General features: G+C 68.1%; 7 protein-coding genes and 1 CRISPR repeat array (1 of these 8 only partly in view). All 7 genes read left to right on the forward strand.

The window, feature by feature from the left end; translation table 11 throughout:
- Positions 1 to 75: 75 nt before the first annotated feature.
- The 7 genes from ACI6GS_RS06480 (at position 76) to cas2 (ending at position 8,616) form a co-directional block, all read left to right on the forward strand.
- Positions 76 to 2,376, forward strand: a complete 2,301-nt coding sequence (locus ACI6GS_RS06480; RefSeq protein WP_439816967.1) for a CRISPR-associated endonuclease Cas3'' — start codon at positions 76 to 78, stop codon at positions 2,374 to 2,376.
- Positions 2,377 to 2,827: 451 nt separating this feature from the next.
- Positions 2,828 to 3,511 carry a type I-C CRISPR-associated protein Cas5c gene (gene cas5c, locus ACI6GS_RS06485; RefSeq protein ID WP_439816968.1) on the forward strand — a complete coding sequence of 228 codons (684 nt, stop codon included), beginning with the start codon at positions 2,828 to 2,830 and terminating at the stop codon, positions 3,509 to 3,511.
- Entirely contained in the window at positions 3,508 to 5,319 is a 1,812-nt protein-coding gene (gene cas8c, locus ACI6GS_RS06490) for a type I-C CRISPR-associated protein Cas8c/Csd1 (RefSeq protein WP_439816969.1), read from the forward strand. Before cas5c ends, cas8c begins: the two co-directional genes overlap by 4 nt.
- Positions 5,312 to 6,250 (forward strand): type I-C CRISPR-associated protein Cas7/Csd2, encoded by a 939-nt coding sequence (cas7c, locus tag ACI6GS_RS06495; protein ID WP_439816970.1) that lies wholly within the window; start codon positions 5,312 to 5,314, stop codon positions 6,248 to 6,250. The genes cas8c and cas7c overlap by 8 nt, the downstream gene beginning before the upstream one ends.
- 342 nt (positions 6,251 to 6,592) lie before the next feature.
- On the forward strand, positions 6,593 to 7,243 hold the full coding sequence (cas4, locus tag ACI6GS_RS06500) for a CRISPR-associated protein Cas4 (protein WP_439816971.1): 651 nt from the start codon (positions 6,593 to 6,595) through the stop codon (positions 7,241 to 7,243).
- A 10-nt stretch (positions 7,244 to 7,253) separates the two neighbouring features.
- On the forward strand, positions 7,254 to 8,294 hold the full coding sequence (gene cas1c / locus ACI6GS_RS06505) for a type I-C CRISPR-associated endonuclease Cas1c (RefSeq protein WP_439816972.1): 1,041 nt from the start codon (positions 7,254 to 7,256) through the stop codon (positions 8,292 to 8,294).
- Positions 8,295 to 8,325: 31 nt separating this feature from the next.
- Entirely contained in the window at positions 8,326 to 8,616 is a 291-nt protein-coding gene (gene cas2, locus ACI6GS_RS06510; RefSeq protein WP_439816973.1) for a CRISPR-associated endonuclease Cas2, read from the forward strand.
- A 388-nt stretch (positions 8,617 to 9,004) separates the two neighbouring features.
- A CRISPR array of direct repeats spans positions 9,005 to 14,403; the repeat unit is 31 nt; unit sequence GTCGCCCCCTCACAGGGGCGCGGATCGAAAC (it continues 2,373 nt past the right edge of the window).

Below are 14,403 nucleotides of genomic sequence, written 5' to 3' on the forward strand. Positions count from 1 at the left end.
CCCGTTCGTCTTGCTTTAGTCCTAAGGCCGACTCCGGTGCTGCACGTTCGAGCCTCGCAACTTCGGGAGAACGGTTTGGAAAGATTCTACGCGCATTCGGTACCGAGTGTGTCGCAGGCGCAGTGGGAGCCGTTGGCACACCATCTGAACGGCGTGGGCGATCTCGCGGGGCGCTTCGCGGGGGCTTTTGGCTGCAGGGCGGCGGCGCGGGTCGCGGGCCTGCTGCATGATATCGGCAAATGCTCCGCCGCCTATCAGGACTATATCCGGCAAGCGCCGAAGGCCAGCCGACGCGGGCCTGACCACTCGACGGCAGGGGCGCGTGAGGCGGTGAGTGCCTATGGCCGCGACCTGGGCCGCATGCTCGCCTTCGCCATTGCCGGGCATCATGCTGGTCTGGCCGACTTTGCGGACCTGACAGGGCGGCTCGACGGCAAGACGCTGGAGCCCTATGACGGCTGGCGAGATCATGTGGGGGACCTGCCGGGGAAGGCTGCGCTGATTCCGACCGCGAGGATTACGCCAAGCCGGCACAGAGGCTTTACCTACGCGTTCCTGACCCGGATGCTGTTCTCGTGCCTGGTCGATGCCGATTTCCTGGAGACCGAGCGGTTCTATGCCCAGGCCGCCGGCGAGTTCATCGCGCGGGGCGGGCATGCGGACCTGGGCGTGTTGCGCGAGCGCCTGTCTGCGCACATGGCAAAGGTCCAGGCGGGCGCCCGCGAGAGCAACCTGAACCGCCTGCGGGCCGAGGTGCTGGGCCATGCCCGGTCCAAGGCTGCCCTGGACCCGGGCTTGTTCAGCCTGACCGTGCCGACCGGCGGAGGCAAGACGCTGGCCTCCCTCTCGTTCGCGCTGGACCATGCGGTCACGCACGGCTTGGCGCGGGTGATCTATGTCATCCCCTATACCTCGATCATCGAGCAGACGGCCGAAGTGTTCCGTCATGCCCTGGGCACACGCGACGACATCCTAGAGCACCATGCCAGCTTCGACTGGGGTCGCGCCGGGACCGTGGAGGGCGCGGACAGCGAAGGCCCCGCTGGCCTGGTCAAGCTGCGCAAGGCGGCAGAAAACTGGGACGTGCCGATCGTGGTCACGACCGCGGTGCAGTTCTTCGAAAGCCTCCATGCGCGGCGCACCTCCGCCTGTCGCAAGCTGCACAACATCACCAACAGCGTCGTGATCCTGGACGAGGCGCAGATGCTGCCGCTGCACCTGCTGCGGCCGTGCATGGCGGCGCTGGACGAGCTGGCGCGCAACTACCGGACCAGCGTCGTGCTGTGCACCGCGACCCAGCCGGCGCTCAGCCGGCAGCAGGGCTTTGCCGATCCAGAGGGGCACAAGGGCGCGCCGCAGAAGATCGGCTTCGACATTCCCGAGGAACGCGAACTGGCCCCCCGGCCCCGCGATCTCTATGCGGCGCTGAAGCGGGTCAGTATCGAGACCCTGCGTGAGCCGGTCGATGACGCCACCATCGCTGAACGCTTCGCGCAGCAGCCGCAGATGCTGTGCATCGTCAACAGCCGGGCCCATGCGCGGGCCCTGTTCGAGCGGATCCGTGGGGCAGAGGGGGCGGCCCACCTAACCACCATGATGTGCCCGCGGCACCGCCGGGCGATCCTGTCCGAACTGCGCCAGCGCCTGATGACGGGACTGCCCGTGCGCCTGGTTGCCACCTCCCTGATCGAGGCAGGGGTCGACATATCCTTTCCCGAAGTCTGGCGGGCCGAGACGGGCCTCGATTCGATCGCGCAGGCGGCGGGCCGCTGCAACCGGGAAGGGGCGCTGCCCGGCCTGGGCCGCACGGTCGTATTCACCCCGGCGGAGGTCAAGCCGCCGCACAGCATGAAGGCCGCTCAGCAATCGGCCCGGACCGTGCTGCGCACCCATCCCGACCCGCTGACGCTTGAGGCGGTGCACGCCTATTTCACCGAACTCTATTGGCAGCGTGGGGCGGAGGCGATGGACGCCGCCACGCTGGACGGGGAGACCTGGCCGATCCTGCGCAGCCTGGAGGAACGCGGGGCCGACCTGACATTCGAGTTCGAGAAGATCGCCCGTGCCTTTCGAATGATCGATGACGTGATGGAGCCGGTCATCGTGCCGTGGGATGCCGACGTAGTCGAGGTGCTGGAGCGAATCGAGATGATGGAGCGGCCTCTGGCCGGCGATTTGCGCAGGCTCCAGCAATATGTCGTGACGATCCCGTCCAGGGCACGGGCCGATTGGCTGGCGCGCGGCGCCCTGCGCGCGGTCCACCCACAACTGGGCAACGCCCTCGTCCGCTTCGAGGACCTCAGCCACTACCGGGCGGAGACGGGTGTGGAGCTGGTGGATTCGGTCTCACGCGCCAGTGAACTCAATGTGCTGTGAGGATCAAGAATAAGGCTCTGGATCGCCATCGCAATCCAGAGCCCATCCCACCATCGACACGAACCGCAATGTTTCAATCCGCATAGGCAATTACCTATGACATCAACTTACTACACCTCACAGGTTGTTGATATTCCTCAACAACGAGATCGCCATTGGTGGCTGGCCAAAAGCGGACGCGCCTTCTCCTGCGGCTGGACAGCCGGGACGCAGGGATCCGTCTCCACATTTTCTGGGCCTCGCAGGATGTGTCGTCCTGCGAGCAAGGGTCTCCTGCTGGCGAAGTATCGTCAATAGGGCCGTTCCACCGTTCAACGCGAACGGCAATGAAGGTTACTATCCCAGGACCGCATGCTGAGCAGGCGGTGCCGCGAGCGCCGCGAGTGGGGAATTGTAGGCGTTTCGTGATTACACCCACAGGTGTTACTGTCGACAAAACGGGGAGGAAGCGGTGGCCTACGGGATCAGGCTTCACGTCTGGGGCGAGCGGGCGTGCTTCACGCGGCCCGAGATGAAGGTCGAGCGCGTCAGCTATGACGTGATGACGCCGTCGGCCGCGCGCGGCGTGCTGGAGGCGATCCACTGGAAGCCCGCGATCGCCTGGGTGATCGACCGCATCCACGTCCTGAAGCCAATCCGCTTCCAGTCCTTCCGCCGCAACGAGGTCGGGGCGAAGGCAAGTGCTTCGCTGGCGCGCCAGGGCATGGCCGCGGGCAGCACCGCCGCCCTGGGCCTGGTAGTCGAGGATCATCGCCAGCAGCGCGCGGCCACCCTGCTGGTCGATGTCGCCTATGTGATCGAGGCGCATTTCGAAATCACGCCCCGGGCCCAGGCCGACGATACCGAGGCCAAGCACCTGTCGATGTTCAACCGGCGGGCCGCTGCCGGCCAGTGCTTCCACCGGCCCTATCTGGGCACGCGCGAATTCGCGGCCGACTTCGCGCTGCTGGCGGAGGGGGAACCGCTGCCCGCCACCACCCTGCCGCAGAGCCAGCGCGAGCGCGACCTCGGCTGGATGCTGCACGACCTCGACTTCACCGATCCGGAGGACGTGAAGTCGGTCTTCTTCCGCGCGCGGCTGGAGGGGGGCGTGCTCGACGTGCGCCGCTGCCTGGGGGAGGGGACCGCGCTATGACCGTCCTCCAGTCCCTCAACGCTTATTACACACGCATGGCGGATCGGGGGGAGGCGGAGGCGCCGGGCTTCTCGCGGGAGAAGATCAGCTTCGCGATCGTGCTTTCGCCAGAGGGCGACGTGGTCGATGTCCTCGACCTGCGGGAGATGAAGGGCAAGAAGCAGCAACCGCGGCTGCTTGAGGTCCCGGCGGCACAGAAGCGCACCGCCGGCATCCTGCCCAATCGGCTTTGGGACAAGACGGCCTATGCCCTGGGCCGCACCGCAGGCGAAGGCAAGAGGACGGCCGAGGAACACGCCGCGTTCAAGGCGGACAACCTCAAGCTCATCGGCGACACTACGGACCCCGGCCTGCTGGCGCTGCGCCGCTTCCTGGATCGCTGGGTGCCGGAGCGCTTCGACTCAAGCCCGTTCACGGCCGAGATGCTGGACGCCAATGTGGTATTCCGCCTGGACGGGGCCAACCGCTTCGTGCACGAGGGCGAGGCCGCCCAGGCGCTGCTGGAGCGTGTGGCGGACCCTGGCGCGCCGACGTCATTCTGCCTAGTGACTGGCGTCGCCGCACCGTCGCGCCGCCTGCACCCGGCCGTGCGCGGGGTGGATGGGGCGCAGACCGCGGGGGCGGCGCTCGTCTCCTTCAACCTCGACGCATTCACGTCATACGGCAAGGAGCAGGGGGCGAATGCGCCGACCTCGGAGGCCGCCGCCTTCCGCTATGGCGCCGCCCTCAACCGCATGCTGGACCGGGGCAGCCCCAACCGGCTGCGTCGCGGTATCGGCGACGCGACTGTCGTGTTCTGGGCCGACACATCCGACACCGTGGACGAGAGGGCGGCGCAGGCGGCGGAGGATGCGTTTGGCTGCTGGTTCGACCAGCCCGCCGCTGGCGCGGACGAGGAAATCGACCTGGACCTCAATCAGGCGGCACACCTGCGCGATTCCCTGGAGGCCGTGGTCGACGGTCGGGGTCAGGACGTGAACCCAGACCTGAAACCCGGCACGCGCTTTCACGTCCTGGGCCTGGCTCCCAACGCCGCGCGTCTCTCGGTGCGCTACTGGCTGACCGACAACTTCGAGGTCTTTGCCGCTCGCCTGCTCGATCACGCCAAGGACCTGGCGATCGAGCCCGCCCCCTGGGGCCGCAAGGCGCCCAGCGTCTGGCTGCTGCTGCTGAAGACGACGGCCCTGATGGAGAAGGCCGACAACATGCCGCCACTCCTGGCGGGGGAGGTCATGCGCGCCATCCTGGGCGGTGGGCGCTATCCCCGCACCCTGCTGGCCGCAGTCATCACCCGCCTGCGCGCCGGCGACGATCCGGCCCGCGGCTGGCACGCCGCCGCCATCAAGGCTGTGCTGGCCCGCGACCTGCGCCTCAACCGTTCGAAGGAGGAGATCCCCGTGAGCCTCGACCGCGAGGAGAAGCACCCCGCCTATCAGCTCGGCCGCCTGTTCGCTGCGTGCGAGACGGCGCAGCGCATGGCGCTGGGCCGGGTCAACGCCACGATCCGCGACCGCTATTTCGGCGCTGCCTCGGCCACGCCCGCAAGCGTCTTCCCGCTGCTGATGCGCAATGTCCAGAACCACCTGGCCAAGCTGCGCAAGGACGGCAAGGGCCGCTGGCTGGAGCACGAGATCGAGGAGATCCACGGCCGGCTCCAGACCAGCCTGCCGCGCTCGCTAAAACTCGAAGCCCAGGGGCGCTTCGTGCTCGGCTACTACCACCAGCGCCAGGGCCAGCTGGCCGATGCCAAGGCCCGGGCCGAGGTCCAGGCGGCTGAGAACAAGGAAGAGGACACGCCCGATGAGTGACCAGGCCGGCCTGCAGCGGCGCCACGAGTTCGTGCTCTATTTCGATGTGACGAACGGCAATCCGAACGGTGATCCCGATGCCGGCAACCTGCCGCGGCTGGACCCGGAGACCAATCTGGGCCTCGTCTCCGACGTCTCCCTGAAGCGCAAGATCCGCAACTACGTGGCCTTGGCCAAGGGGGACGCGCCAGGCCACGAGATCTACATGCGCGACGGCGCCACGCTCAACCTGGAACACAAGCGCGCCTGGACTGCGGTCCTGCCCGACATCACAAAAGCGGAGGACCAGAAGAAGCTGCCGAAGAAGGAGGAGGACGCGCGCCGGCTGACCGCCTGGATGTGCGCCAACTTCTGGGACATCCGCACCTTTGGCGCGGTGATGACGACGGGCGTCAATGCGGGCCAGGTGCGGGGACCCGTGCAGATCGCCTTCGGCCGCTCGATCGAGCCGGTCCTGCCGCTCGAAATCTCAATCACCCGCCTGGCCGCCACGACGGAAGCGGATGCCGAGGCAAAGGGCGGCCGCACCATGGGCCGCAAGCACATCATCCCCTATGGCCTCTATCGCGCGCACGGCTTCGTCTCGGCCCCGCTCGCCGCGCACCCGACCAAGGGAACGGGCTTCTCCGACGCCGATCTCGCCCTCCTGTTCGACGCGTTGTGCAACATGTTCGAGCACGACCGGTCCGCGGCACGGGGGGAGATGGCGACGCGCCGGCTCATCGTCTTCCGCCATGCCACTGCGCTGGGCAATGCTCATGCCCATGCCCTGTTCGACCGGGTAAAGACCTGGCGCCTGTTCCAGGGCGCGCGGCACGTGCCGATGGCCGATAGCCTGGACAACGCGCCCCCGGCCCGCACCTTCGCCGACTACGAGATCACGATCGACCGCGACGGCCTGCCCGACGGTGTCGAGATCGTAGAGTATTGACTCTCCGTACAGACGGATGGATCAGCTGAAGGTGATACATAAAATTAACTATCATAATGGCCGGATCTATGTCGGAAAGGACTTAACAAACGACATAAACTACTTTAGGAGCGCCAAGTCGGAGCTGGTAGCCCAGGATTTTGCAGAAGAGCAAAGGTCCAAGTTCGCGGTGGTCAGGGAGATAATCTGGTCATCCGAGACTGCCTCTGATCGGGAGGTTGCGCAAATGGAGGTTGCATTGATCAGGTCGCTAAGGGCCAACGATCCGCAGGTTGGCTACAATCGATGGCCGAAGCATCGTCCGCCGGGTGACGCCGTGGTGGGCCATCCGTAGAGCGCGAGATGCCCTTTCCCGACGTGCCCGACCCGGCGGCCGAGGATGCGCTGATCCCGCTCTCGGCCTTGCAGCACTACCTGTTCTGCCCGCGGCAATGTGCGCTGATCCATGTCGAGCAGCTTTGGGCGGAGGACGGCGCCACGGCAGAGGGACGGCTGCTGCACGAAGCGGTCGACGCTGGTGGTCAGGAACGGCGGCCTGGGATCCGCATCGCCCGCGGCTTGGCGCTGCGTTCCCTTGCCCTCGGACTGGCTGGCCGTGCCGACGTGGTCGAGTTTCATGGCCGGGGACGGGCAGCGGTCCCCTTTCCCGTCGAGTACAAGCGCGGCAAGCCAAAGGCCCATCGTGCGGACGAAGTGCAGCTCTGCGCCCAGGCGATCTGCCTGGAGGAGATGTTCGGCTGCGCCATTTCCGAAGGCGCGCTGTTCTACGGCACGACGCGGCGGCGGCTCGCCATCGTGTTTGATGTCACCCTGCGCACCCTGACGGCGGAGGTAGCCGCCGCGACCCGCGCGATGATCCGCGCGCAGCACACCCCCCGGCCGGTACGCATGCCCGGCTGCCGCCGGTGCTCGATGGCGGACCTGTGCCGGCCCGACCGGCTGGAGCGGCCGCCGAAGGTTGCCCGCTGGCTGGCGGCGCAGCTGGACGCGTAGGGGCAGCGCCATGCGCCGCATGCTCAACACGATCTATGTGACCAGCGAGGATGCCTGGCTGCGCAAGGACGGCGCCAACCTGGTCGTGGAGGTGGCCGGGCAGGAGCGTGGCCGGGCGCCGCTGCACATGCTGGAGGGGGTGGTCAGCTTCGGCCGGCCCGGCGCCTCGCCGGCCCTGCTGGCTGCCTGTGCCGAGGCGGGCATCACCGTCTCCCACCTCGATCCCAACGGCCGCTTCCTGGCCCGCGTGGAGGGCCAGCGTAGCGGCAACGTCCTGCTGCGCCGCGCCCAGTACCGCTGGGCCGACGACCCGGCGCGCCGCGTGCCCATCGTCCGCGGCATCGTGGCCGCCAAGACGGCCAACCAGCGCACCGTGATCCGCCGCGCCCTGCGTGACCACGGCGACAGCCTCGCCGGTCCGGCCGCTGCCGCCCTGCAGGAGGCCGAGGCCCGCCTGACCGACATTGCCAGGCGGACCCTTGTCCCCGGCGATGTCGAGGTGCTGCGCGGCCTGGAGGGGGAGGCGGCGTTCGTCTATTTCCAGGTCTTCGACCACCTGATCCGCAGCGATGATGCCGCCTTCACTTTCGGCGGCCGGTCGCGCCGCCCGCCGCTCGACCGGATCAACGCCCTGCTCTCCTTCCTGTACGCGATGCTCGGGCACGACTGCCGCTCCGCGCTGGAAGCCCATGGCCTCGACCCCCAGGTCGGCTTCCTCCACACCGATCGGCCCGGCCGCGCCAGCCTGGCGCTCGACCTGATGGAGGAACTGCGCCCAGTGCTGGCCGACCGCTTGGCGCTCAGCCTCGTCAACCGGCGGCAGGTCGCGGCCCATGACTTCATCCTGGAGGAGGCGGGTGGCGTGCGCCTCACCGACGAGGCCCGCAAGCGCATCCTGGTCGCCTGGCAGGAGCGCAAGCGCGACGACCTGCGCCACCCCTTCCTGGACGAGGTCATGCCGCTCGGCCTCGTCGCCCACGCCCAGGCGCAGCTCCTCGCGCGGCACCTGCGCGGCGATCTCGACGGCTATCCCGGCTTCATCTGGAAATGAGCCGCGCGGATGGAACAGGGCCCGCCTGACCATGCTCATGCTCATCACCTATGACGTCAGCACCCTGACGCCCGCGGGGCGCCGCCGCCTGCGCCGCGTCGCGCGGGCCTGCCTCGACCATGGCCAGAGGGTGCAGAACTCCGTATTCGAATGCGAGGTGGAGCCCGCCCAGTGGGCGCTGCTGCGCGCCCGCCTGCTGGCCGAGATCGACCCCGCGCAGGACAGCCTGCGCTTCTATCGCCTGGGTGCCGACGGCAAGCGCCGGGTCGAGCACCTCGGCGCCAAGCCCAATCTCGACCTCGACGGCCCGCTCGTCTTCTGAGCCTGCCGCCGCCAGGGTCGATGCCGGGGCAGGGCCGCGGGGAACAGCCTGCGGCCTGGCGCCAGGACTTGCACCAAGGCTTGCACCAAGGCGCGCACCACGCCCAGCCACCGGGAACACGCCACCGGGAACACGCCACCGGGAACACGCCACCGGGAACACGCCGCCCTCCAGGGCCGCCGCGGCGGCCGAACGGCGCGCACCCGGCGCGCGCGAACGCCAAGTGCCCAGCCCGATCCCGCCAGGTTCGCGCACCCGCCAGGCCCGCGCGTCACAAGCACTTTCCCGCAGGGCCACCTCTGCCGCCGCCCGTCGCGCACGCCCAGTCGACGCCGTTCGCGCAAACCGCTAGATTCGGGCTTTTGGATCAAGCCGTTGATCCAAAGGAGTCGCCCCCTCACAGGGGCGCGGATCGAAACGTCCGGCAGCAGATCGAGCGGCTGCTGGACCAGGTCGCCCCCTCACAGGGGCGCGGATCGAAACAGTTCGGCCTTGGCTGCGCTGTCACCCTCGCGCAGTCGCCCCCTCACAGGGGCGCGGATCGAAACGTCGAAGGCCAGAAGCCACGGCTCGAACTGCCCGGTCGCCCCCTCACAGGGGCGCGGATCGAAACATGTCGGCCTACGTCAAGCGCGGCGCGGGTACGGAGTCGCCCCCTCACAGGGGCGCGGATCGAAACTTCGGGAGGGGCGGAATGATGCAGATCGTCTGCGGTCGCCCCCTCACAGGGGCGCGGATCGAAACTGTTGGAGCCCACCATATGGCACTCGCCGAAAACGTCGCCCCCTCACAGGGGCGCGGATCGAAACCACGTGATGGTGCCGGTCATGAGCGGCACGGCGAGTCGCCCCCTCACAGGGGCGCGGATCGAAACAGGCGGCAGGCGTGGGCGAACTCAACCGCCCGCTGGTCGCCCCCTCACAGGGGCGCGGATCGAAACGCATCCGGGTTCCAGGACGCGCTGAACGCCATGGTCGCCCCCTCACAGGGGCGCGGATCGAAACGAGCGCGGAACGGCTGGACGAGTAGAAGCCGCGGTCGCCCCCTCACAGGGGCGCGGATCGAAACGGCGCCCTGAGGCTCATCCTGATCGGCACAGGCGTCGCCCCCTCACAGGGGCGCGGATCGAAACAGCAATCTTGCTGATCCTCGCGACCAATTGCGGAGTCGCCCCCTCACAGGGGCGCGGATCGAAACGTGGTCGGAAAAGCATGGCGACCTAATCGAGGCAGTCGCCCCCTCACAGGGGCGCGGATCGAAACAGGCGCAAACGAACACGCTGATTGCGCAGTCGGGTCGCCCCCTCACAGGGGCGCGGATCGAAACAGCAAGGACAGCGCCTTCGCCGGGACCCTGGACAGTCGCCCCCTCACAGGGGCGCGGATCGAAACCTCGTCTCTGTTGCCGCCCATCTTATCAGAGATGGGGTCGCCCCCTCACAGGGGCGCGGATCGAAACGCCGGGACCCTGGACAACGTGAGCCTGAAGCAATCGTCGCCCCCTCACAGGGGCGCGGATCGAAACAGCAAGGACAGTGCCTTCGCCGGCACGGTCGACAGTCGCCCCCTCACAGGGGCGCGGATCGAAACGACGAGACCAATCCGGCCGGTTACATCGACGTCGCGTCGCCCCCTCACAGGGGCGCGGATCGAAACACAGGTACAGGCGCTCTGGACACGATCGACTTCGTCGCCCCCTCACAGGGGCGCGGATCGAAACACGCGGCAGCCCAAACTGCCGCGTGACCTGGCCCGTCGCCCCCTCACAGGGGCGCGGATCGAAACGTCGATCGACTTGCCCAGGTTGTCGAGCCCGGTGGTCGCCCCCTCACAGGGGCGCGGATCGAAACACCCTTGGCGACGCGCGCGCGGACAATGGCGGTGGTCGCCCCCTCACAGGGGCGCGGATCGAAACTGTCAATTCTGGGCGTTGCTGCGGGCGTCGGCGGTCGCCCCCTCACAGGGGCGCGGATCGAAACGTTGACGGCAACTGGGAGCGTTACACGCTCCTCGGTCGCCCCCTCACAGGGGCGCGGATCGAAACCGCAAGGGTCAGGGACTTGCTGCCCTTGCCAACCGTCGCCCCCTCACAGGGGCGCGGATCGAAACAGGCGAAGGCTGGTCCGCAGGGATGGAATCGAACGTCGCCCCCTCACAGGGGCGCGGATCGAAACCGGTTGCGTCGCAAGCTGAGGGCGGCCGGCATCCGGTCGCCCCCTCACAGGGGCGCGGATCGAAACATCGGCACTCCGAAGGGGCGCAATCACTTCTGCGGTCGCCCCCTCACAGGGGCGCGGATCGAAACGAGACGCTGGCGACGGTGGCCGAGGAATTCCCCGGGTCGCCCCCTCACAGGGGCGCGGATCGAAACATTGCGCTGCACTCCCTCATGGCCATCGCGGCTGGTCGCCCCCTCACAGGGGCGCGGATCGAAACACATGGTCCGGCGTCAAGCCCATGGGGCCCGTGCGTCGCCCCCTCACAGGGGCGCGGATCGAAACCGGATAGAGCACCCGGGTCGAGTAGTCGGAGCCGGTCGCCCCCTCACAGGGGCGCGGATCGAAACAGGCACTGGCAACGGCGGCAACGGCGGCAACTCCGGTCGCCCCCTCACAGGGGCGCGGATCGAAACCTGGGGCAGGCGGTGCCGTCCTTCGTGGCGCAGAGTCGCCCCCTCACAGGGGCGCGGATCGAAACTTTGCCTGGATGGTGGCATGCCCGTTTTGATCTTGTCGCCCCCTCACAGGGGCGCGGATCGAAACATGAACTGGTGGCAGCTGGGCCACAACGTCCAGCGTCGCCCCCTCACAGGGGCGCGGATCGAAACTACGGCACGGCAGCATGGAAGCGTATCCGCCGCGGTCGCCCCCTCACAGGGGCGCGGATCGAAACGCGTATTAGCTGGCAAGCAATACGGCTTGGTTATCGTCGCCCCCTCACAGGGGCGCGGATCGAAACATCATCGATGTGATCGATGAGCCGCCGGTCGCCGGTCGCCCCCTCACAGGGGCGCTGATCGAAACCCGTGCACGATCTTGCGCTTGATCGACTGCTCATGTCGCCCCCTCACAGGGGCGCGGATCGAAACGCTGCCGGCCGGCGTCGTGGATGCCGCATGGCGAGTCGCCCCCTCACAGGGGCGCGGATCGAAACACCGGCGGCATGTCGGACAAGCTCAACAAGCTGCGTCGCCCCCTCACAGGGGCGCGGATCGAAACACTTACCAGGAAGCCGCCACCGCCATCCGCGCGCGTCGCCCCCTCACAGGGGCGCGGATCGAAACAAGTATTACGAACAGGGGCGGGAGAAGTGGCAGTCGTCGCCCCCTCACAGGGGCGCGGATCGAAACTGTTGGAGCCCACCTATGGCACTCGCCGAAAATGGTCGCCCCCTCACAGGGGCGCGGATCGAAACAAGGATGAAAGCGCCCACTGGAAGCGCCCGGAAGTCGCCCCCTCACAGGGGCGCGGATCGAAACACGGAATGCCGTATCGGCGGCGTCCAGGTGAGCCGTCGCCCCCTCACAGGGGCGCGGATCGAAACCCGCATCGTACCATCACGATGATAGGGGCGCGGTGTCGCCCCCTCACAGGGGCGCGGATCGAAACGCGACCCTGGCGCTGGGCGCTGATCCTGGCCTTGGTCGCCCCCTCACAGGGGCGCGGATCGAAACAGCGTGATCGCGCTCATGTGGCGTCTCCCACGCGAGTCGCCCCCTCACAGGGGCGCGGATCGAAACGTTGATTGCCTTGTCGACGCCTTGGGTCTGGCCTGTCGCCCCCTCACAGGGGCGCGGATCGAAACCGGTCCAAGGTGGTTGCGCGGGAGTTTGCCGAGGGTCGCCCCCTCACAGGGGCGCGGATCGAAACGCTCAAGAGACGGACAGAAACTATTCCGCCGCCGTGTCGCCCCCTCACAGGGGCGCGGATCGAAACATGGACGCGAGGCCCTGATGCGCCCGCGTCTCCGGTCGCCCCCTCACAGGGGCGCGGATCGAAACGCGCCCTTGCCGAGATCGCCCAGCGCATCAGCCGGTCGCCCCCTCACAGGGGCGCGGATCGAAACCGCGATGACCTGAAGGCCAACCCGCACGTCCTGTGTCGCCCCCTCACAGGGGCGCGGATCGAAACATCTGCAACTTCGGCAATGGCAGAGGGCGACAGGTCGCCCCCTCACAGGGGCGCGGATCGAAACACGTACCAGGATTCTACGCTGTCCTGATGAAGACGTCGCCCCCTCACAGGGGCGCGGATCGAAACAGGCACCGGCAACGGCGGCAACGGCGGCAACTCGTCGCCCCCTCACAGGGGCGCGGATCGAAACGAGAGCCGCCACGCGCCGGTCGAGGTCCGCGACCGTCGCCCCCTCACAGGGGCGCGGATCGAAACCGCCAGAACCGGCAGCGCTTCGTGCCGCTCGACAGTCGCCCCCTCACAGGGGCGCGGATCGAAACGAGTACGGCGACACGCTCAGACCCCGCCCGCCGCGTCGCCCCCTCACAGGGGCGCGGATCGAAACGCGTCAACAAGACGGATTTTGACGCTGACCAGGCGGTCGCCCCCTCACAGGGGCGCGGATCGAAACGTCGGATTGTTGCTCCCACCAAGCGATTGTCGCGTCGCCCCCTCACAGGGGCGCGGATCGAAACGACAAGGCAGCCTATGATGCAGAGGAAGCTGCCAAGTCGCCCCCTCACAGGGGCGCGGATCGAAACACATAGTCCACGGCCGAACCGACCACGCTGCCGGGTCGCCCCCTCACAGGGGCGCGGATCGAAACAACGATGCAATCGGCCAGGCCTCCCGCGATCTCGTCGCCCCCTCACAGGGGCGCGGATCGAAACATCTTCGCCGGCCGGCGCTGGCGGTCGGGTGAGAGTCGCCCCCTCACAGGGGCGCGGATCGAAACGGCACGGAGATCGAGCGTGCGTTCGACCCTGCCGTCGCCCCCTCACAGGGGCGCGGATCGAAACCTTGCCCGAACCCGCGCCACACGGCGGGGCTCATGTCGCCCCCTCACAGGGGCGCGGATCGAAACCTGTTCCCGGACCCGTTCGATGATCGGACCTCGCGTCGCCCCCTCACAGGGGCGCGGATCGAAACCCGTGGGGGCCAGGGTCACGACCGAACGGCCGCGTCGCCCCCTCACAGGGGCGCGGATCGAAACGCGCCCTTGCCGAGATCGCCCAGCGCATCAGCCGGTCGCCCCCTCACAGGGGCGCGGATCGAAACTTCGACCGCTACGGGATCGACCCGCAGCAGTGGGTCGCCCCCTCACAGGGGCGCGGATCGAAACAACAAGGGCTCGAGCCTGCTGGCCGGCGGGTTCTCGTCGCCCCCTCACAGGGGCGCGGATCGAAACTGCGCCATTGCGGTACGCCTGAACCGACCCTGGCCGGTCGCCCCCTCACAGGGGCGCGGATCGAAACGTCGGCGGCATCCTGGTCGGCCGCGGCATCCTCGTCGCCCCCTCACAGGGGCGCGGATCGAAACGGACTGTGCGTTGCGCATGAGCCATGCCATGACGGTCGCCCCCTCACAGGGGCGCGGATCGAAACATCAAGCTGAAGTCGCTCGGCCTGGACGCCTCGGTCGCCCCCTCACAGGGGCGCGGATCGAAACGGCGTCAGCATCCCCCAGGCCAGCCTGGACCTGGTCGCCCCCTCACAGGGGCGCGGATCGAAACTCCTAAGGCTGGCGGTCGTGGAAGTCGTCGGCCGGTCGCCCCCTCACAGGGGCGCGGATCGAAACGCCGTCGTGCTGCCGACCGTCACGTCCTCGGTCGGTCG

The organism is Zavarzinia sp. CC-PAN008, from assembly GCF_051903925.1.
GTDB lineage: Bacteria > Pseudomonadota > Alphaproteobacteria > Zavarziniales > Zavarziniaceae.

Coding starts and splice junctions, on each gene's coding strand:
- cas4 (WP_439816971.1), top strand. CDS start 6,593: ATGCCCTTTCCCGACGTGCCCGACCCGGCGGCCGAGGATGCGCTGATC.
- cas8c (WP_439816969.1), top strand. CDS start 3,508: ATGACCGTCCTCCAGTCCCTCAACGCTTATTACACACGCATGGCGGAT.
- cas2 (WP_439816973.1), top strand. CDS start 8,326: ATGCTCATGCTCATCACCTATGACGTCAGCACCCTGACGCCCGCGGGG.
- cas7c (WP_439816970.1), top strand. CDS start 5,312: ATGAGTGACCAGGCCGGCCTGCAGCGGCGCCACGAGTTCGTGCTCTAT.
- cas1c (WP_439816972.1), top strand. CDS start 7,254: ATGCGCCGCATGCTCAACACGATCTATGTGACCAGCGAGGATGCCTGG.